Origin of the sequence: Vibrio sp. 10N.286.52.C3, from assembly GCF_041468865.1 — a bacterium.
Taxonomy (GTDB): Bacteria; Pseudomonadota; Gammaproteobacteria; order Enterobacterales; family Vibrionaceae; genus Vibrio; species Vibrio crassostreae_C.
The window spans coordinates 138,872-159,690 of record NZ_JBFRJM010000004.1; the positions used below are offsets into that span (position 1 = coordinate 138,872).

Genomic DNA, 20,819 nt, shown 5'->3' on the forward strand with positions numbered 1-20,819 from the left:
AGGCTACAAAAATAAACAACCAGATGGTCACTTTCTGAAACGCTGCAACGTAGTTTCATAACTGCTCGGAGTAAGCATCGGTAGCCCTTCGTTGCATCGACGCTCATTCAGCCGTTCCATTCGCTCAATAAAATCTCGATGTGCTTTGCCTATATTAACTCTCACTGAAGACCTAGCATGCTCAACGATAACCTGAGATAGTAATTGATCTACTTCAGGGGGCAGTCGATTGGAGTGATTACCTTTATTATGATGACGTGAGAGCAGCGACGCTTTTTTCCATCCCGATTCATTAAACGCTTTAAGCCATCGGGTGAGTGTTTTATATGATGGTGGGGATTCATCTTCGATTTCTGCTGCTACCTTGCTAATCCAAGGTGTTAACCGATTTGCTGACAATGCAGGAAGATCCGAATCCAGTACTTTGTGCACATAGAAATATCGACGCTCTACCTCCATTTCATTCGCTGCTTTCTTGCCAACGGCTACAGGTTTTGTTTTCTTTTTAACAGCATTGATGAATAAAACGTCAGGAACATTATTTTTGACCGTTGCGATAAGAAGGCCGCTGTTAATGTGGCTTTCTAACTGCGCTCGTTTAAAGCAAAAGCATTCGCCATGTTCTATATCCTGTAATGACACGCATTCGGTATCAAATGAATTCACTTGAAAATAGGATTTCTTTCCGCCACGAAAACGCTTAACAAGAATAAGCTCAGGATCTCGAAAATTCATGACGTCTCCTCTTTTCTAAACGAGTAGCTTCCACATCATGCGGCTGCAAGCCTTCATTTAAGGTATACCCTAATTCAACAAACTCATCGCTTCTCAATAATGTTCATTTAGAGTGGATAAACACTTTAAATGACACTATGTTCAATAAGTCTAGATGCTAAATGAGCAAATTCAATGAGCAAGGTCGGCTACGCACGAGTTTCCACTACAGAGCAATCATTAGATCTCCAGATTCAGAAACTCACGGAAGCAGGTTGTATCAAAATCTTCTCTGATACTTCGACGGGGTCAAACATCAAACGTCAAGGTTTGGTGGATCTAATGGAATACCTAAGAGCCGGAGACACTCTCGTCATTACAAGAATCGATCGCATCGCCAGGTCTGTTCTAGATTTGCAGCAGATGGTCAAAACCTTTAACGAGCAGCAAATCCTACTGACCGCTTTAGAACAACCTATCTCAACAGATTCAGCATCCGGCAAAGCGTTTCTCGATATGTTGGCCGTCTTTGCCGAGTTTGAATTAAACATTCGCAGTGAACGTCAACTTGAAGGGATCGCGGCAGCAAAAGCCGCTGGAAAATACAAAGGTAGGAAACCACTCTCGAACGCAATAAAGCAACAAGTCATCAGTATGCATTCTGAGCATCAAAAAATTACACAGATCTCTAGTATGCTAGGCATTTCAAGAAACAGCGTATACAAGATACTTAACGACAACCGCAGCGATTCTTGAATGGTATGAATACTCTTTTAGCTATTGCGCTGGCAGCAACTCAACAACATTGCATTCTAAGGCTTGTGCCAAGCCATAGACTTTTTCGAGTGTAATATTCACTTCACCACGTTCAATGCGGCCAACGTAACTTCTATCTATATCAGCAATGAGCGCGAGTTTATCTTGAGAGATGCCTTTTTCTTTACGTACCTCACGTAATTTCGAGCCAAATTTAACCGCTAAGTCTTTCATTTTTAATCCAAGCTAAAATGAAAACTATCCTTACTTGCGGCATATAAAGCCACGGACTATAATCCGCATTTAAAATCCCACTCGAAATTTCGGTAAACAAAATGTCCAGTAAACCAATTCACCTAATTCCGTTTCTCTATCAAATTCTCATTGAGGATCAACTTGATGATTTTTCTGTATTAGAACTTAGGGATCGGTACCTGGCTCTCGCTGGTTCTACGTTAGATAAAGCTGCAGCAAGACGACTGGTGTACCGACATATCCTACGCCTAGAAAATAAACAGCTACTGTGTAAAGTAAGCGTTAAAGGCACCAAAAAAGTGACGTATCAAAAGACTGAGCTGTTTTCAAAAACAACCTGGGAACTCTCGAAAAACAACAGCACTATCAAAGTCAGCGAAAACCATAACAGCTCTTATGAAAGCAAATCAAATTCGCCTAAAACGGTTCTTCAAGAAAGATTAGAGCAATGTGAAAGTGACTTTTTAGCCTGCTTACATGAGTTTGAAACCTATCAAGGTCTTAGTTCTGAGTTCCCTCATTTAAAAGAAGGCTTACATGATGTAAGGAGCAAGACCAAGATTCAAAGTTCGAAATTGGTTGGTCAGATAAGAGCAATTAAAATGGCATTAGCACTATCATGATAGCTTTGCGCCAGTGGCAATCAGAGTGCGTCGAACTGGCCCTGCATCACTATCAGAAAGGTCAGTCTCACTTCCTCTGTCTTGCAACGCCTGGGGCTGGAAAGTCAGTCATGGCGGCAGAAGTTGCCTCTCGGCTACTTGAACAAAAAGCTATCGACTTTGTCCTTTGCTTTTCACCTTCAACCGCCATATCGCAGGGATTAGCCTATACCTTTAAGAATCACCTGAACTGTCGTTTTGATGGCGCGATTGGAGCGTTAGGTGCCTCGTATACCTATCAAGGTTTGCAGTACTTTGATGACTACTTTTGGTCTTTGCTACAAACTCACCGAGTCCTGGTTGTCCTTGATGAAATTCATCATTGCGCGGGGCTCAACATGACAGAGGCAAACGCATGGGGTGAAAAAGTTATTCAACACATACAATCCCACGCTCGATACACACTTTCATTAACTGGTACGCCATGGCGTTCTGATAAAGCACCGGTAAGCCTATCAAGCTACAACATCAACACGGCTGAAATTGAATGTAACTACGTCTATGGGTTGAGCCAAGCGGTTAAAGATAAAGTATGTCGCTTACCCAGTATTGTCTTAGTCGACAACGAAATGATCACTGCAAAATCTAACGATTCAGAAACTCGCCACTTCTCATCCATCCGTGAATATCTGGATGAACCTTTTGGCTACTATCAAAGTATCATCACCGACGATACCTGCATAAGATACCTGATAAAATTAGGCTTAAAGAAGCTAGATGCGATTCAGGAAAAGAAACCAAACGCCGCAGGGTTAGTGGTAGCGGCATCTGTTGAGCACGCGATAAGAATACACTCAATGCTTTCCGAAGAGTTTAATAAAAAGGCGGTTCTTGTCACTTACAAGCATGACGCCCCTTCAGGGATCATCGATGACTTCAGAAGCAGCGATTCCGATTGGATAGTGAGTGTGGGAATGATTAGCGAAGGGACAGATATCCCTAGGCTTCAAGTGTGCTGCCACCTTAGCAAGGTTAAAACAGAGCTTTACTTCAGGCAAATCTTGGGGCGTATTCTCAGGATAAACAAAGGGATAAACCAAGAAGCGTGGTTATATACTTTTGCCGAACCCAACCTAGTGACTTATGCCAACCGAGTCGCAGAGGAGATCCCTTTGAACGATGTAGTATTTCAAGAACACATGCCCCATAACAACGCTGCATTTTCAGAAATTCATAACACGCGGATACCAAACTACTCAAGCATAAAAAGTTCAGGCACCCAGATTTCATGGGGCGAAACACAACTAACTAAAACTGAACAAAAAGCAGCCACCTTATCTAACCACAACTCTGAAGAACAGTGCCACTACTTCGACGTAGTGGGTGATTTTAGACAACAAATTGTTGATGTGTTCCGTTTTCAAAACCCATGAATCGCTTAGTAATTAAGATACGACAGAATCCCTTGGTGATCACACCACGTAGCGGCGTCGTTCAACTCATTTATGGACAAAAGTTTGTCAACGGTTTTGCTAAATTAGCAAATTACGGATTAGTCTACGTACTGCAAATTGCTTTTCTAGCTCTATGCGTTTATAGTCTTCACCAGTTTGAGGGAGTAGCTATTTTGCTTTGCTAGCATTGCAAAAGGTTGTGTCAACATATTTGACCAGACGTCATGGTGCAACCAGTAGTTTTTAGTACCTACCCAGCGAGACTCGAACAACTTACACACTTTATGCGAGGGCTAAGTGTGGGGTTGTTCGTGTTTGTTATAGGCCCTCTGAATACTTATTCTATGACTGTTTTTTTACTCCCATCGTTAGCGTTATCAATCGGCTTAGTTTTAGTGGCATTCAGTGCAGATCGGCTTATTTCTGCATCTGCAACCTATGCCAAGCATTGCAACATATCATTGATTTTTATAGGTATGACTGTTGTTGCGTTTGGAACATCGGCCCCCGAATTACTCGTATCCGCCGTTGCTGCTTTAAATAATGCAGGAGAGTTGGCTGTAGGCAATGGTATTGGTTCTAATATTATTAATATTGGTCTTGTGCTTTCCATTGCTGTGTTAATGGCTCCCATCCAAGCTAACAAGCGCTTTATCAAAAAAGAGTTTCCGATATTGGCAGGATCAATGCTGATCTGTAGCGCACTGATGTCCACAGGAAAGCTAAATATTACAGACGGTCTATTATTGGTGATTTTTCTAGCCGTATACTGTTTCTATTTAGCTAAGTCCGTAAGACAAGGTGAGGTTTCTGAAGATGATCTCGAGTTCTTGCCATTAACTAAAAAACGAGCCGGGTGGGAAAGTTTAGTGATGTTGTTACTGCTGTTAACCTCATCGCGGTTAATGGTCTGGGGAGCGGTTAACTTGGCTCAACTAGCTGGTTTGAGCGAGCTTACCATTGGATTGACTATAATTGCATTTGGGACAAGCTTACCCGAACTGGCGGCTGCGATTGCTGGAGTGCGCAGAGGAATGTACGACATTGTATTTGCCACTGTAATAGGCTCGAATATTTTCAATTTATTGGGAGTAATCGCTATACCTTCGATAGTAGGTCAAGAGTTGATCATTCCAGAGCAAGTCGTAAGCCGAGATATTCCTTACATGATTATTTTAACAGGGGTATTAGGTGTAATGCTTGCTGTTCCCTTGCTTAAATCACAATCATCGAGTAACAAACAAGCCACTTACACTCTTCATCGTTGGGGAGGTACTTTGCCATTAATGATATTTATAGCTTACCTAACAAAAGTAGCTAATTCGGCATTTTAGGACCTCGAAGAACATAGTTTCGAATTCTGTTAACTAACATCCGAAAGACAACATTCACCTTTATATCCTCCCCAACAGTTAATGCTGTTGGGAGATAATCTTACTATTTCTGCCAACATGTTTAGGTTCAATACCCAGAGTGTTTATCCGTTTCTAACATTAGAAAATTTTGGATAATCTCAGCAGACTCGCTTAACGAAGAGCAATTACTCTAAGTGAGAATGGGGCAAAACCTTGTTAGGTGATCCGGTAACCGTTAACTCAACTCACTTCCGGGCAAAGCGTCGTCCACAGCCCTACTTCCCCCACACTTAGATTAATTTAAGCACCCCATTCACATAACCTCGCTGGTAAACCTCTATGCCATTTTCATCTTTAACTTGCCCCGTCGGCATCACAACCCATCTTTTTTCATCCATAAACTCGTCAGAAATGGCAAACCGCAGAGCCTCCACTTCTATTGGTGTCAGCTGATTTGAAGTAGCCGCCACCTGAGGCTGAGATTTAGTAGTCCGGTCTATGACAATATCGGCATTCGCTTTTAATACGTTAAGCTGGTCTCTGTATTTGTTCCTCTCCGCAATTAACGAACCGACAACCGCTCGAATGACTGGATCATCGATAGACTCCAGTATGCGTTGGTCATTATTGTTGAGAAGCTGCTTTTGACGCACCGAGAGTGGCTTCTTACGAGTCGTTCCCGAATAGGCTGCCCACGCATCAATCAATTGCTGAAAATGCTTTCCTGTTCGATTACGAATGGTTTGTGTCGAAGGTCCACCTTGTTCTTGAGATAACTTTCCAATCGTGACAATAGAGAAGTCCAATGACTTCATCTGGCTTTGTTGTTCTAGAATTTGGTGCAATGTTCTTAGCGCTGTCGTTGTGCGGGCTGTTGCTCTTGAGCAAAGCTCTTCTAATACGATATGTGGATCAACGGGGCTAGCCATTTTTAGTCACTCCAACTTTGTTTTTCGATAAATCGGCAAGACGTAAAATATTAATTCCGGTTTGAGATTCAATAGCTTTAACCCCAATCTCCAACAAACCCGCGTCTTGTAAATACGTTTCCGTATCAAGATACGATGCGATGAGACCCATCGCTTTGGTTTTATCAAGTTCTCCTGTCGCTTTGAGCATGGCATTAATCATTGCATTGCCCGCTAACAGTTGCGTTTCATCATCAAGTTGCATCAAAAATGGCATGTAACCCGATTGCATTAGCATTGAATTCAACTTGTTTGAACGATGAGTGATCGCGGGTGTTTTTCTTAAATCATCCCGCAGATCGGCGTAAACTTCTGCGTCATCACACAGTTGTATCAATTGCCTAAATTCAGAGTCTGTATCTAGAAAGCTAAAGAAGGGAGAGATCTCGGCATGTGAGCCCATTGCGACGACTTTATCCGCTGTATCTTCTGGCAGGCGCTGCTCTTCGATATTAATGAGCTTACGAATGATCTGAAAACACGCGACTAAGTCTTTACAGTATTCATCCGCACCAATTTTTTGCTTTTCAATGCGTCGATCTATTTGATGCAAATACTCGTATTTTTTGAAAGGCTCATTATTCACCTCACAAAAGTACTCTTCATCCAACAACTCAGCTTGCTCAGCTTCTAATTCTGCTGCGATTTTGGCTGATTCAGAGGCGTGATAGCTAAGGTTGTTAAAGTGAGCGGTTAATGAATGGATGTATTTGATGTCGGTGATAAACCAGCGACAACGGACGCAATTTTCAATTCCATGAGGAACAGGGCCATACAAGTCCGCTTGATTACGATTCGCTTTTTTTAGTTTTTCACCACCATTCCAGCAACCTGCAATTGAAGTGTTTTCCACAAGGGGCGTGGTATTCCCTCCTGCTAAACAAATACCTATCGCTTTTTCCTGCCATCCTGCGGGGTTCCTCACCCTTAGTACCGTGCGCAGCGACTCAATATCTGTATAAGCGGATTTTAAGCCGATCTGCTCTATCGATTTATTGACCAAAAATGAATGCAAGCTTGCGTCGTTTTGTTCTTCAATTTTGCTTTCTGCCACCTGCATTTTTTTCGCCATCATCACAGGCGAGATCTTAGTGTAATGCATCGTCATGATGAGCCTACTGTGACCCACCAGTAATTTGGATAATACCGGCGCGGGGATTTCCCCTTCGATGGTGTAGCAAGTGATAAGCGAGACACGTAATGAATGCAGTGGGAAGAACGTCTTACGATGATTGGTAGGGTCAATAAAATTAACTTTACTACCGTCCGTTAATTTATGGTCATCTTCATGAACATCCTGTTCGAGTTGCGCCATTAAATTAACCCAAAGTGTATTCAAATACCCTTGGGTTATCGGCAATTTCTTTTCACTATTTATGGTGGCGGCGGCATTGCGGAACAAAAAACAAATGTTGCCAATTTCATTGCGCTGAATATCAGTTTTTGTGCTTCCAAAATGTTTGTAATCAAGCTGATGAATAGAGGTTGCTTCCGTAATAGGGTTGTATTTCTGTTGCCAGTTGCGCAGTTTTTCTAGCCAATATAAGACCTCTTCATGCTGCCAAGGGATCACATAGCCTCGCGTGATTTCATCCTTATTCTTATCAGCGGTCTTATTAGTATTAATGTAAAGACCTGTCATCACATCGCCAATGTCTGGTGTGATGATTCGGTGAAATACACCTTTTTGCCAAGGGTGCTTTTCACTGCCTTCAACAAAATCATTCATTTCGTTAGCAACCCAACTTCCACTTTCGTAGCGCCACGTATCGGCTTCACCAGAATCAAGCATACGAACCTGAAAAGTACGTAATGGAAGTTGCAATTTTAGGTACAGTGCCATTGCGCGAACGGGGGACCAAATCACATAAAAATGCTCACCTTTCTTAAACGGTTTTAGCACTCCATCAATTCTAATACTGCGAGGCTTATCTACTTTGATTTTCCGCCATACAAAATCAGGGTCATCTTTATCAATGACAGAGCCGTCAACAATAAACCAGTCTCTTTGATGCCGGCCATTCAATATAAATGCGTCACTTTGCTCAATCGCCCATTTCCAGTCTGAAAAGTTTCCCCTTTCAATCGGACAAAGAGTTTTTCGCAACCGTTTAATGTAGGTATAAGGTAAAGCGTTGTAGACCGTTTCTTGATTTTTAACTGGATTAGACCCTTTTTGAAAAGGGTTCTTAAACATGGCAACCAACTCACCATCATCATCCGGTTGAGAATAATAGGTGGTTATCACCCAATCGATAAACGAGCACACCTCATTGTTTTGTCGAACCCTGTAGCCTTCCGACAATTCGAATTGACCGAGAAACTGATCATAATCTTGCGGACCCATTTCGAAAAACTCGACGGGATCAATAATAAATTTCGGAACTAAGTATTCATCCAAAAACCGGTCCAATGCATTCTTCTTATGATCAATGCCATACTTCTTTTGATGCAACCACGTCGCCGCAACCTCTCGCCACGTATCCCAACCCGAACCATTCTTTTCGGTGAACCAATTAAATTCATAGTCTATTGATTTCATTTAGTTCGTTTCCCAAATTTTGGCGCTTTACCTGAAAACAAACCGTCGGGATCAATATCTTCGAACCCAGATTCCATAATGGTTTCCCAACTCAGTTCAACATCTTGCTTGAAGTTCGCATACTGCTGACCATCAAGCTTCTGCGTGGCACGCTCGCAAGCAAGTGTGACATCACGGACGCCTGGTTGGGTGTAGATCGACTGAGATAATAGAGAAGAGTGATGCAGTGCTTTCTTAATGAATCGCACATCTACCCCTGCATTAGACATGCGTCTTCCATAGGCATGGCGATGTCCATGAGGTGAACGACCTTCTGGCTTCGATGCAAGTTGACCTATTCTGCCCATACCCGCCGCATAGCTTTGATTGAAAGCATTTAGCGTTAATGCGTTACCTAGTTGCCGTCTAGAAAAAGAAACAAAAGCGTAAGGGTGATTGCGCTGAATAGGGAGCAAAGCAAATAAATATTGCTGCCATAAATAAGCAAACACTTCCCCGTAATAAGAGGGAAACCAATGAAGTTGAATATAGTTATCATCGTGATCGACCACTTTGGTTTTCCAACCAACTCTGGCGGTACCCGTGAGTTTATTGCGTGGTGTTAGGTGATACTTTTCAGCAAGGTAAGCCGAACGCGTACTTTGTCGTTTTCTACCGACCCAATGATTCGGTGCCTTGCCATCTTCAGGATGATATAAACGAACGGTAACACTATCAGAGTTCATTGGATCAAGAAACACATCATCAACCCACAAATGCAGAGCATCACTCTCTCTAACCCCAGCCCCGTGCATCAACAGCAAAATCAGCTGATCGCGAATGGCAATTCTGGAGTCTCTCGCACTGCCGACACCGTCGATAAAAAAAGATTTAAATAGCTGTTCTGGAAATGAAATCGCGTCTCCGTCCACTTTAATTACGTCTTTCTTCCCACGAACTTTCCTGACCTTTTTCAATAATTCGGGAAGTGCATTTTTTTTTATATGGCCAAGAAAATTGTACTGATTTCTCTTGTGCCACGCGGCGTAATTGAGTCGCTCTTGGTGGGTGGTTGCTTCTTCAAAGTCGTTAAGACTGCTTGTATTTTTATGGATAGAGAGCCAATCCGTTAATCCATTCAATGCAGATAAAAGCTGATTAACGTTGGAGACGGATCGAGGTAACCAAAACAAACCTGATGAATCAAACCCTACTTTGTCGATGGTCCCCGATGATAGCCGTTGTACAAAAGATTGAAATAGAAGGTTCGGTTCTGAGAATAACCCACGATTGACCTCCATGTATTCCAGTAATAACTGGCATGCAAACACAACTCGGTTCATCCAAGGAAGGCTTTTTATATGAGATTGGCTAATAACGTAATCAAGCAAAGGTTCAAATACGCCCTGTTCAGTAATAAGAACAGGAATATTGAGCATTAACCCTGAGTGATCAATCTTGATTTGAGCTTGAACTTTAACGATCGCAGTCATTCAACACCATATCAAACTAAGTTGGTATTAGTAGGTATAGTATATTTTTTGCTATTGATCTAACGACAAAAGCCAGAGTTAGGAATTTCCTAGCTCTGGCTCTGGATCAAACAAACACATGTCCAACAGCCCATAAATAAATCAATAACTTATTGTGTAAGAAAACCAGATGATGTCAAATACTAGCACCAAAAGGTGTCACATTTGGGTGAAAGGCAATATTGATCTCTTCAGCATGTAAGAAAGTTACACTACATTCTCGTATTGTTAAAAGGCTAACGACAGAATCGCTTAGTGATCACATAGAGTTTGATCGATCTCTAGCAAGCTTTTGGACAATTCCGTTTTAGCGAAATTGCTAATTCAGCAACACATGGATCATTAAAAGTATGGCAACGTCACTTAACTAACCCACTCAATCTTTATTAATGGAGCAGGCCAGTTCATCTTATGCGGGATGCACATTAGTTCAAATCAGTTAGCTCAAACTCACTAAATTCAGCAAAGTTGGGCACAGTGATTCTGCCGCTAAAGGTGTAAAGCATAACGCCTTGCTCGTGCCCTGATAGTGCGGCAGTGCTTATAATTGACTGCCATGTGTCGTTATCTTGCGTTCGATAATAAGCGCGAACTTTAGTGTCGCTTCTTTCAAGCTTTACCGATACTGTCGACTCACCGAATAATAAGCGATGTTTAATATCAGGCTGACCATTTTGTTCTACAACAAACACCAGCGATCGCGCACCCATAAACATCTCTTTACTGATTTTTATATAGTTATCATTGTCCCAGTAAATCCCTAGTCCAGCCTGCTCGAAACTGAGGTTCGGATCTAGATTAATCGTCACCTCCGCGCTGTATTCTGGCTTGTCTACCGGATAAATAAAGATGTTTTTTACATCATTAGCGCCAGCACCAAAGATATTGCCCTCTTGAACTTGCATTGTAAGCACTTCATTTTTAAACGACCAGTGCTCTGGGTTTTCATTTTGAATCGTCCAATTATCTAGATTGTTTATCATTGCGCTGTTCCTTACTATTAGATCATACGTTGGCGGAGTTGATAGAAAATATCGTCAAGATTGCCAAGATTTTGCAGCTTAATTCGGTCTAGTTCTTTTTGTACGCTGTCATACATAAGCTGATTTCGCATATCACTCAGTGTGGCGTAATAGTGCATGCGGCGACCTAAAACAAAGTTATTCTGGTCGTTTTCACTCATCATCATAAAGTGCTCAATGGTGCGCAAAAATGTCTCTTTATCTTGTGGTAATTGTCCATTAAGTTCCGTCAATACATTGATGCCATGGAAGTTGCCATAATTACCCGTTATGCCGTCTAGCTTGCTGATAAGCTGATATTGTTCTTCAAGCATCTCTCGCTCTGTTAGTGGTGTAAATTGGCCGTTTTGTACTAACTCATCCAATTCAGTTCCCGATTTAACCGCCAGCGAGAGTATGCGAATTTCGTCTGGGTTGATTTGATTCAGTAGCTCGGCCGTTGCTGCGATATGTTGCTCTGACAGTTCTTTTCCACCTAAGCCAAGGATAATGAAGGTCATCATTTTCATACCCGCTTGCTTGGCATATTCGGCTGACTTCAAGATTGATTTCGGGGTGATCCCCTTTTTCATCAGTTTTAGAACCTCGATAGATCCCGACTCCATACCGCAGTAAAGCATGTTTAGCCCAGCATCGCAGATTGCTTTCATCTCCGCTGGCGATTTTTTAGTCATGGTCTGCGCCCGGCCATACGAGCTGATCTGTTTAAGCTCCGGAAAAGCCTCTTTCAGTGTATTGAGCACGTCAAGTAAGTCTTGGGTTTCCATGGCGAATGAGTCGCCATCTTGCAAAAAACAGCTATCAAAGGTTCTGTTTTTATAAAACGCCCTCGCCGCCCAGATATCACGCTTAATATCTTCAACCGGACGAATAGAGAACTCCATGCCTTCAAAAAGGGTGCAGAACTTACATTTATTCCACGGGCACCCTTGTGTGGTTCTGATAAGCAAACTGTCTGCTTCTGATGGTGGGCGTATTGGGCCCTGTTGAAAATGTATCTGTGACATGGCTATTTATCCAATGAATTGAAATTGATTTGGCCATCCTACGGCAAATTTTACACGGTAAAAACGCGGTATTATTTGAATTATTATCAAAAACAAATAGATAAACACCGTGCACATCACCACACAACGCGATCTAATTCCCTCATTATGGTCAGACTTAAAAATCAATTCTCAAACTAAATTTGATAATAAATCAATTTCTAGACTGTTTTTACTTTGCAATAATCACCGTAATATACACCCAAACCAACAGCGCAGCACACCATCAGCTGCTTCAACTCCATACAAAGGAACACACTATGACTAAGCTAACTATCGTTGCAAACATCGTGGCCAATGAAGACAAAATCGAACTGGTAAAAGCAGAGCTGTTGAAATTAATCGACGTCACTCGTGCCGAAGACGGTTGCATCAACTATGACCTCCACCAAGACAACGAAAAACCAGCACACTTCACTTTCTACGAAAACTGGGTATCACGTGAACTTTGGCAAGCACATATGGGTAATCAACACCTTGCCGATTATATGGCAGCAGCTGAAGGCTGTGTGGCTAGCTTCGTTGTAAACGAAATGACCCAAATCGCTTAAGCCAACTTTGTATACCCCCTTATTTGAGTCAATGGCTTTAAAAGTTTTTTGCTCAAATACACTTGTTTTCATCTACGTATTTTCTTGGTTTACATATCATGATCACAGACCTTTGGTTTTATGTTGCAGCGATACCTGCCGTTTTTTTCTATGGCATGGGCAAGGGAGGGGTCGGCGGTATTTTGGGGATGCTATCGGTACCTTTGATGGCGATGAGCGTGTCGCCAGTTCAAGCCGCTGCGATTTTATTACCATTATTGTTTGGTATGGATTTAATGGCGCTGTTTTACCACCGCAAGAACTGCAATTACGTCGAGCTAAAAAGTATGATGCCCTTCGCTATTTTGGGGGTGATGAGTGCTGCTTATTTTATGGGTAGTCTGTCAACATCTGTAGTTGAACTTATCATTGGGGGGCTGGCTTTGGTCTTTTTAACACAAAAGTTTCTGCTAAAGCAGGTTCAATTTAGCCACCCGATAAAGGGCTATGCCTTAAGTATGTTGTCTGGGTTTTCCAGTACAATTGCCCATGCCGGTGGTCCGCCTGCAAGCATGCATCTACTGCCAAAAAATCTGCCGAAAGAACAATTAATCGGCACCAGCGTAGTATTTTTCACGGTGCTTAATTTTATTAAGTTGATCCCATACAGCTATATGGGGCTGCTCGATATGCAAAACTTGATGACCTCGTTAGTTTTGGTGCCGATTGCGTTTTTAGGGGTTAGAGCCGGTGTGTGGATGGTGAATATCATCTCTCAAGAGTTGATTTACAAGATAAGTTATAGCGTTCTGTTTCTTACGGGAACAAAGATGCTCTATTCCGGCCTCACGGCACTTTAAATGCGATTTTAAAACCTCTTTTTCTTTTATCATAAGGTCACGTTATGTCTAACATTATCAATCTCGGGATTACCGATTTATCTTTTCATCGCGTTACTGCATCGATAGTTAGCCATGTCTTAACTGATATGGGTTTTCAGGTGGAACGTGTCTACGCACCACATCAAGAAAATTTCCAAAATCTAAAAGTGGGCCGTATCGACATGCTCTCTTCTGCCTGGTTACCTTCAAGCCACGGTATCTATAAATCCGATGTTGAAACGGTAGAGCCTTTGTTAGAGTTAGGTTTGCACTATAAACCGTACGCTCTATGGGGGGTGCCCGATTATGTACCTGAGGAGGTTGTTTCACAAATCAGTGACCTATTAAAACCAGAAGTCGTTAAGCGCACCAACAAACACATTCAAGGTATTAACCCAGGTGCTGGCATTACCCGATTCTCTATTGAAATGATGGACCAATATGGATTAAGCGATGTGGGTTATCATTTTCACTCTGGTTCAGAAGAGGATTGCTTTGGTGCCTACGAGCGTGCGGTTGAAAATAATGAGTGGGTTATTGTGCCATTGTGGAAACCACAGTTCTTGCACCACCTATTTACTATCCGTGAATTAAAAGAGCCCAAAGGATTATTGGGTAGCGTTGATCGCGCCATATTATTACTTCGACAAGAAAGATCAATCGTATTTACCCCAGCACAGTTGGCACAGCTAGATCAATTGCGCTTTTCAAATGAAATCATCGCAGAATTGGATTACAAGGTTTGCCGTGCGGGATTAGCGGTTGATGATGTGACTCGTGAGTGGTTGGACAACCATCAGTAGTTAAGACCATCACCGCTTTACTGAGGGCTGGCAATTTCCACGCCCTCACAACCTCAACAGTTAACCCAATAGAATCCCTTTGTCCTTCATTTGGATTAGAATCTGTTCGGTCTTTTCTCTAAGCATATCCCTTATTAGGCGGACGGTTGGGGTAATAGATTGTCGGCTTGGGCATATTAACCAAAGCTCAGTGGAAGTCGGTTTATAGTCTGCCATTACATTGACCACTTTCCCTGTTAGCAAGTCATCGGCCATATCGAGGCAAGACTTGATTGCTACCCCTTTCCCCGCCACACACCAGCGCCGAACAAGATCGCCATCATTAGATGCTCTGTTACCTTTCAGTTTTACCTTAATGTCCTCTTTTCCATCATTAAACAACCACTCATTTTGCAAAATATCATGTAACTGGTAAAACAGGGCATTATGTTCAAGCAGATCATCTGGCTCGGATGGAGTACCGTATTTTGCTAAATACTCCGGGCTGGCGCACAACAGCCTTGGCACATCACAAATTTTAAAACCGTACATACTCGCATCGGTTGGTGAGCCATAGCGCAGCGCCATATCAACAGAATCTCGATAAAAATCGATGTTGCTGTCACTGATACTGGAGCGAAGTGAAACGTCTGGGTAGTCCAACAAAAATTCATCAAGCCAAGGTGTGACCACATTTCGGCCCAAATCAGACGAAAGGGCGATGCGGATCTCTCCATCAATAATCCCTAGCTCTTCACGCATGTTCATTTTGGCTTTTTCAAGCATCTGCAACGCCTCTTCACACTGAGGCAAATAACGCTCGCCGGCAGAAGATAAGCGTAAATGACGAGTCGTTCGTACAAATAATTCAGCCCCTAATGATGCCTCAACACGTTTCACCGCCGCACTTGCCGTTGCCGTGCGCATATCCAGATTTGTCGCAGCAGCAGTGATGCTGCGAAACTCTGCGACTTTTAAAATGACCTGAAAATCCTCTAAGAGCATAACCGTTACCTTTTAATCAGTGTGTTAACAAAATCTGAAAATGACTATCCCTTTATATCGCACCACATGAAATATTAAAAGATTATTATCAAATTTTAATTGGTAATTATTCAATTGACGGGCTGTTTTTCATTGGTAATGTTCGCACTATTATACCTCCATACCAACAACGCAGTGCGCTAAGCACGGCACTAACTCAGAACGAAGGAAACTCCTATGACTACATTAACGATTGTTGCAAACATCAAAGCCAATGACGACAAAATTGAACTTGTGAAAGCTGAGCTACTAAAACTTATCGAGATAACTCGTGCTGAAGAAGGTTGCATCAACTATGACCTTCATCAAGACAACGACAACCCAGCGCATTTTACTTTTTATGAAAACTGGGTATCACGTGAACTTTGGCAAGCTCATATGGGCAACCAGCACCTTGCTGACTACATGACAGCAACCGAAGGCTCTGTCGCAAGTTTCACTGTCAACGAAATGACCAAGATCGCTTAGTTAAAAATTAACGTATTTAAACATTCAATTATCAAAATAGATTTGAAAGTATTTACAATATAAGTCAGTAATTGAGTGTAGTACCTGTACTACATTTAGTGAGTAACTCAATATGACATGACGAGTTGCCCTATCACTAAAACATTAAAGACATCAAAATTACCGACGATTTCGGTATCAAATTTAAAAGGAACATCCCATGACTACATTAACGATTGTTGCAAACATCAAAGCTAATGACGACAAAATTGAACTGGTGAAAGCCGAGCTACTAAAGCTTATCGACATTACTCGCGCTGAAGAAGGTTGCATCAACTATGACCTTCATCAAGACAACGAAAACCCAGCGCATTTTACTTTTTATGAAAACTGGGTATCACGTGAACTTTGGCAGGCTCATATGGGCAACCAGCACCTTGCGGACTACATGACAGCAACGGAAGGCTCTGTCGCAAGCTTCACAGTCAACGAAATGACTAAGATCGCGTAACGACAACATAAAACAAGCTTGTTATAGCACTATGCCCTGACTAAAACGGTTAGGGCATCAAAGAACACCAATGAGGCTCGACATGAAAAATATCAAAATCTTACTAACACTTGCGACTGCGATGATAGTTAACACAGCGCAAGCGGCTGATATCGAAGTGGTTGCCAAGCTTGATGGCACACGACCAGGGAACATTACAGTAACGAAGCAGGGGCGTACTTTCCTTTCTATGCAACCCCTTGATGCACCTGAACTTCGTGTTGTTGAATTGATGAAGGATGGCTCAACCAAAGCATTTCCAACCCAAGACTGGGCAGATGGTCCAGATAAAGGTGAGGTTGGTTTGGCTTCAGTAATCGGTATTGATAGTACCGATGATGGTGTTGTGTGGGTGTTAGATATGGGCAGTGAAACTTCGCCTTCGCAAATTGTTGCATGGGATACCGTCAACGATAAGCTATTTAAACGCATTGAAATTGGAAAAGACGTACAGGTCGGTAACTCTTTTTTACAGGATTTTGCATTAGATACACTGCGTAACCAGATGTACATTGCCGATACGAGTTTAGGTAATCTGTATGGCGAAGCTGCGCCTGCCTTTGTTGTTGTAGATTTAAATACAGGTAAATCTCGCCGCGTTTTGCAATCAAATAAAGCACTGCTTTCACCTGAGCATGAGGTTGTGATTGATAGTTCTCGTATGGCGACAAAGCGTGAAGATGGTAGCGTTGATGCGCTTTATCTTGGTGTGAATCCAATCACTATTGATGCAAATAATGAATGGCTATATTTTGGTACAGTCAATGGTAGTGCTATCTACCGTATTCCTGCCGCTGCTCTTGCTAACACAGCGCTTAGTGAAGATGCATTGGCCGAGCAGATTGAATTTTTCAGTGAAAAACGTCCAAGTGATGGCATGATTATCGCAGATAACGGTGATATCTATGTCGGTGATATTGAGAAAAATGCTGTTGGTGTGGTGAATAAAGACGGCTACAAAATCTTTGCACAAGATGACAAGTTATTGTCATGGGCAGATGGTTTCTCTATCCAGGGTGATTACTTGTACGTCACTCAAAACTCTCTTCACTTCCACCCTGCTTTTAACGAAGGTGAAGAAGGTTCTAGAAAGCCATATCATGTCTTGCGAATCAAATTAGATTAAGGCGACAGTAGATAGATACGTAAATATCAAGCGTATGTATTTCATCAATGCATACGCTTTTTTATTAAGTGTAAATCGGCATCTATCAATTTATTTTTGATAATTATTCAAAAATTAGGCTGTTTTTGATTACTCTAGAGCCTTGTATTATCAATCTATCAGCAACGATAAGAGCGAAAGAACAATGAATAAAAAAATCACAATGGGTGTAACAGATTTATCATTCCATCGCACGACAGCTTCATTGGTTAGCAATGTATTGAAGACCATGGGCTTCGAAGTTGAGCGAATCTTTTCCCCTCATCAGGAAAATTTTGAAAAACTGAAAGCTGGTGAAATCGATATGCTCTCTTCTGCTTGGTTACCATCGAGCCATGGTATCTATAAGTCGGACGTTGAAAAAGTTGAGCCATTAATCGAGCTTGGACTTCATTACGAACCTTACGCACTGTGGGGTGTGCCGGATTACGTACCTGAAGAGATGGTCGCTGAAGTGGCGGATTTATTGAAGCCTGAAGTCGTCGAGCAAATGAGACCTAAAATTCAAGGTATTAATCCAGGAGCTGGAATCACTCGCTTCTCTATCCAGATGATGGAAGAGTACGGTTTAAGTAAAGCAGGCTATGAGTTTTTTACAGGCAGTGAAGACGACTGTTTTAGTGCTTTTGAAGATGCCGTCGCAAATAAAGAGTGGGTCATTGTGCCGCTATGGAAACCGCAATTTCTTCACTATCGTTATGATATTCGCGAGCTTATAGAGCCGAAAGGGCTGCTTGGAATTGTAGACCGAGCTGTACTGTTACTGAGAGATGATAAGAAAAATCTATTTACTGATGAACAGCTTAAAACCTTAGATTCATTACGTTTCTCCAACGATATTATTGCCGAGCTTGATTATAAAGTGTGCCGAGAGGGTAAACCGCAAGATGAAGTGACGTATGAATGGTTAGCTGCACAAGGTGTTATCTAACTAGGTTAACAGGTAAGTATCTCAACACTACCCGGTCGAGCAGTGTGATTATCAAAAATATATTGAATGTAATTAAAAGATTAGGCGGTTTATCTAGGGTAAAAAATCTCTATGATGAAGGTGTCCAATCAAAGGAGAAACAACATGCCAGCACCAACAACAATGAAAGCAATTGGTTTTACTCAATCACTAGCAATTACAGAGCAAGACAGCTTATTCGAGTTTGAAACAAGCCTGCCAGAGCTAAAAGACAATGACCTGCTGGTAAAAGTGAGTGCGACCTCGATTAACCCAGCAGATGCAAGAATACGTATCCGCAACGCACAAGATAAAACCCTAGAGCAGCCAAAAGTATTGGGCTATGACGCGGTGGGTGAAGTGGTTGCTAAAGGTGGCAATGTTTCAGGCTTCGAAATTGGTGACCGTGTTTATTACGCAGGTGATGTGACACGTATGGGTGCGAATGCTGAGTACCAAGCGGTCGATTACCGAATTACAGCTCACGCCCCAAAAAGCCTTTCTGACGAATCAGCAGCCGTTATGCCTCTCGCTACATTGACAGGTTGGGAAGCCTTGTTTGATCGCCTACGCGTTCGTCCAGAAGAGAAGAAATCTATTCTGATCATTGGTGGCGCAGGTGGTGTTGGTTCGATTACGGTTCAACTGGCGAAACAGCTTACTAACCTAACAGTGATTGCGACTGCTTCAAGACCAGAGACCGAGCAGTGGGTAAGAGATATGGGCGCTGACCATGTTGTGAATCACCGCAATCTGGTGGAGTCGGTACGTGAGCAAGGCATTCAGCATGTGGACTACATCTTCAACGTTGCAGATACCAAAGGCCATTGGGATGCAATGGTCGAGTTGATTGCTCCGCAAGGCATGATCAGTTCAATTGTAGAATTTGATGGTGGTGTTGATCTATCAAAACTACAAGGCAAATCAGCTGGATTCATCTGGGAACTGATGTTCACTCGCTCACTGTTTAACACTGACGATCTTCAGAAGCAGCAAGATATCCTATTCCAAGCTGCGAACTTGATTGATGCTGGCCGCATTAAGTCTACACTCACCACCACATTGAATGGTTTTAGTGTTGAGACGTTAAAAGACGCACACCAACGCATTGAAAGCAGCGCATCAATTGGCAAAACTGCGATTAAATACTAATTCAGACTTATAAAAACGGGATTTTTGATGAAACTGTATATCTACGAGCATTGTCCATTTTGTGCCCGTGTTGCTTATGTTGCTAATGCACTGAAGCTTAACGTTGAATACCAAGTTGTAGATTATGCTGATGCGCAAACTCTGATTGATTTAATCGGTCAAAAAATGGTGCCAGTTTTGGAGAAAGCGGATGGCAGAAAGCATGGATATCATTACTTACTTCATCGATCAAGCTGGTATTGATGCGGTAGCCGCACCATCAGAAGAGACGTTGGTATTTCAGCGTGAGGCATTCCCTTTGATTCAAAGAATTGGCTACCCTCGCTGGACGAAACTGAATCTAAAAGAGTTCGCGACTGAAGCAAGTGTTACTGCATGGCAAGCGAAGAAAGAGACAGAAGAGCTGAACTTTGTTCGCCTGTTAGAAAGCACAGAGCAGATTGTTGCAGATGTAAACGCACAGTTGCTTAACGCTGAAGCGTTGATCCAACCGAATGCGGGTAAATCACCACTGCCTCTGGTTGATCAGGCTATCTACTTCTCGCTACTGCGCGGCTTCTTTGTTGAGCCCACCGTTACTTGGCCGCAAGAGCTCAAGTTATGGCTGGAAACAAACAGTAATGAGCTAAGGTGCTAGTATACTAACTTTCTAGACTGGTTGGACGAAAGCGTATTAATTAGGCCCGAGTTATCAAGATGGTAGCTCGTTTTTTTTATTAATATAACCAGTCAAACTTAAAAATAGTAAAACCTGTGATTCCTTTTTACTCATTACTATTCCTCTTCCCCTAGAAGTAACCTCAAGGCAGGTTGGAAATCTTTACGACGTGATTTTCCATACCTGTAGTTATTCATTTATTTCTAATTTAGCAAAATCGCTGACTCATTTATGTCCAAAAGTTTGTTGCAAACGTGTCTACTATGTCTGTGATCACCGAGCGGTAATGTTATTGATTATCTAGGGCAAAAATTATTGGAGCCGAGAGCATCTCAAGCCGCCGCAGTACTACTGCATATTTCGGAGCATTCCGATCAGTCATTTCGGGATTATCCGATCACCCATTTCGGTTTAAACCGATCACTTTTAGCCTAAC

General features: G+C 42.2%; 20 protein-coding genes and 1 pseudogene. 13 read left to right on the plus strand and 8 right to left on the minus strand.

All coding sequences use genetic code 11. The annotated features are described in order from the left end of the window. Positions 1-27: 27 nt before the first annotated feature. Positions 28-735: a helix-turn-helix domain-containing protein gene (locus AB4138_RS02325; protein ID WP_136978159.1), complete on the minus strand. Its 708-nt coding sequence runs from the start codon at positions 733-735 to the stop codon at positions 28-30. A gap of 174 nt (positions 736-909) precedes the next feature. Here AB4138_RS02325 and AB4138_RS02330 point away from each other — a divergent pair, with 174 nt between their 5' ends. Next, complete coding sequence (locus AB4138_RS02330) at positions 910-1,470, plus strand: recombinase family protein (protein WP_102393848.1); 561 nt, start codon at positions 910-912, stop codon at positions 1,468-1,470. Between the two features lie 21 nt (positions 1,471-1,491). On the opposite strand, the gene AB4138_RS02335 is transcribed toward AB4138_RS02330, so the two are convergent. Further along, positions 1,492-1,704: a helix-turn-helix domain-containing protein gene (locus AB4138_RS02335; protein WP_102393847.1), complete on the minus strand. Its 213-nt coding sequence runs from the start codon at positions 1,702-1,704 to the stop codon at positions 1,492-1,494. Between the two features lie 101 nt (positions 1,705-1,805). Between AB4138_RS02335 and AB4138_RS02340 the strand changes: the two genes are divergently transcribed. From AB4138_RS02340 to AB4138_RS02350, 3 genes are all read left to right on the plus strand, one after another. Further along, positions 1,806-2,348 (plus strand): hypothetical protein, encoded by a 543-nt coding sequence (locus AB4138_RS02340; RefSeq protein WP_102393846.1) that lies wholly within the window; start codon positions 1,806-1,808, stop codon positions 2,346-2,348. After that, positions 2,345-3,760 (plus strand): DEAD/DEAH box helicase, encoded by a 1,416-nt coding sequence (locus AB4138_RS02345; protein WP_170963076.1) that lies wholly within the window; start codon positions 2,345-2,347, stop codon positions 3,758-3,760. Before AB4138_RS02340 ends, AB4138_RS02345 begins: the two co-directional genes overlap by 4 nt. Positions 3,761-4,125: 365 nt before the next feature. Continuing rightward, on the plus strand, positions 4,126-5,115 hold the full coding sequence (locus AB4138_RS02350; protein WP_032545875.1) for a calcium/sodium antiporter: 990 nt from the start codon (positions 4,126-4,128) through the stop codon (positions 5,113-5,115). A gap of 311 nt (positions 5,116-5,426) precedes the next feature. On the opposite strand, the gene gmtX is transcribed toward AB4138_RS02350, so the two are convergent. The 5 genes from gmtX to AB4138_RS02375 form a co-directional block, all read right to left on the minus strand. Then, positions 5,427-6,065, minus strand: a complete 639-nt coding sequence (gmtX, locus tag AB4138_RS02355) for a gamma-mobile-trio protein GmtX (protein WP_102319972.1) — start codon at positions 6,063-6,065, stop codon at positions 5,427-5,429. Continuing rightward, complete coding sequence (locus tag AB4138_RS02360) at positions 6,058-8,646, minus strand: integrase family protein (protein ID WP_102319973.1); 2,589 nt, start codon at positions 8,644-8,646, stop codon at positions 6,058-6,060. The genes gmtX and AB4138_RS02360 overlap by 8 nt, the downstream gene beginning before the upstream one ends. After that, complete coding sequence (gmtY, locus tag AB4138_RS02365; protein ID WP_102319974.1) at positions 8,643-10,118, minus strand: gamma-mobile-trio recombinase GmtY; 1,476 nt, start codon at positions 10,116-10,118, stop codon at positions 8,643-8,645. The genes AB4138_RS02360 and gmtY overlap by 4 nt, the downstream gene beginning before the upstream one ends. A 464-nt stretch (positions 10,119-10,582) precedes the next feature. Next, on the minus strand, positions 10,583-11,140 hold the full coding sequence (locus tag AB4138_RS02370; RefSeq protein WP_198589518.1) for a DUF1349 domain-containing protein: 558 nt from the start codon (positions 11,138-11,140) through the stop codon (positions 10,583-10,585). A 17-nt stretch (positions 11,141-11,157) separates the two neighbouring features. Beyond that, a complete protein-coding gene (locus tag AB4138_RS02375; protein ID WP_055023927.1) occupies positions 11,158-12,186 on the minus strand; it encodes a radical SAM protein in 1,029 nt (342 codons plus the stop codon). 299 nt (positions 12,187-12,485) lie between these two features. Between AB4138_RS02375 and AB4138_RS02380 the strand changes: the two genes are divergently transcribed. The 3 genes from AB4138_RS02380 to AB4138_RS02390 all read left to right on the plus strand — a co-directional run bounded on the left by AB4138_RS02380 (position 12,486) and on the right by AB4138_RS02390 (position 14,439). After that, positions 12,486-12,776, plus strand: coding sequence for a putative quinol monooxygenase (locus tag AB4138_RS02380; RefSeq protein WP_102322251.1), 291 nt, complete (start codon positions 12,486-12,488; stop codon positions 12,774-12,776). A gap of 98 nt (positions 12,777-12,874) precedes the next feature. After that, positions 12,875-13,615 (plus strand): sulfite exporter TauE/SafE family protein, encoded by a 741-nt coding sequence (locus AB4138_RS02385; protein WP_136978158.1) that lies wholly within the window; start codon positions 12,875-12,877, stop codon positions 13,613-13,615. Positions 13,616-13,659: 44 nt separating this feature from the next. Beyond that, the gene (locus tag AB4138_RS02390; RefSeq protein ID WP_102322250.1) at positions 13,660-14,439 is read left to right on the plus strand and encodes a glycine betaine ABC transporter substrate-binding protein; all 780 of its coding nucleotides are present in this window, start codon (positions 13,660-13,662) and stop codon (positions 14,437-14,439) included. Between the two features lie 60 nt (positions 14,440-14,499). On the opposite strand, the gene AB4138_RS02395 is transcribed toward AB4138_RS02390, so the two are convergent. Continuing rightward, complete coding sequence (locus AB4138_RS02395) at positions 14,500-15,423, minus strand: LysR family transcriptional regulator (RefSeq protein WP_102490406.1); 924 nt, start codon at positions 15,421-15,423, stop codon at positions 14,500-14,502. Between the two features lie 216 nt (positions 15,424-15,639). Here AB4138_RS02395 and AB4138_RS02400 point away from each other — a divergent pair, with 216 nt between their 5' ends. The 6 genes and pseudogenes from AB4138_RS02400 (at position 15,640) to grxB (ending at position 20,362) form a co-directional block, all read left to right on the plus strand. Further along, the gene (locus AB4138_RS02400; protein WP_102322248.1) at positions 15,640-15,930 is read left to right on the plus strand and encodes a putative quinol monooxygenase; all 291 of its coding nucleotides are present in this window, start codon (positions 15,640-15,642) and stop codon (positions 15,928-15,930) included. A 199-nt stretch (positions 15,931-16,129) separates the two neighbouring features. Next, on the plus strand, positions 16,130-16,420 hold the full coding sequence (locus AB4138_RS02405) for a putative quinol monooxygenase (RefSeq protein WP_055026561.1): 291 nt from the start codon (positions 16,130-16,132) through the stop codon (positions 16,418-16,420). Between the two features lie 82 nt (positions 16,421-16,502). Then, the gene (locus AB4138_RS02410) at positions 16,503-17,585 is read left to right on the plus strand and encodes an L-dopachrome tautomerase-related protein (protein WP_102322247.1); all 1,083 of its coding nucleotides are present in this window, start codon (positions 16,503-16,505) and stop codon (positions 17,583-17,585) included. 202 nt (positions 17,586-17,787) lie between these two features. Beyond that, positions 17,788-18,555 (plus strand): glycine betaine ABC transporter substrate-binding protein, encoded by a 768-nt coding sequence (locus AB4138_RS02415; protein WP_102281786.1) that lies wholly within the window; start codon positions 17,788-17,790, stop codon positions 18,553-18,555. Between the two features lie 144 nt (positions 18,556-18,699). Then, positions 18,700-19,725, plus strand: coding sequence for a zinc-binding alcohol dehydrogenase family protein (locus tag AB4138_RS02420; RefSeq protein ID WP_136978157.1), 1,026 nt, complete (start codon positions 18,700-18,702; stop codon positions 19,723-19,725). Between the two features lie 27 nt (positions 19,726-19,752). Beyond that, positions 19,753-20,362, plus strand: a pseudogene (gene grxB / locus AB4138_RS02425) (glutaredoxin 2). The last annotated feature ends 457 nt before the right edge of the window (positions 20,363-20,819 follow it).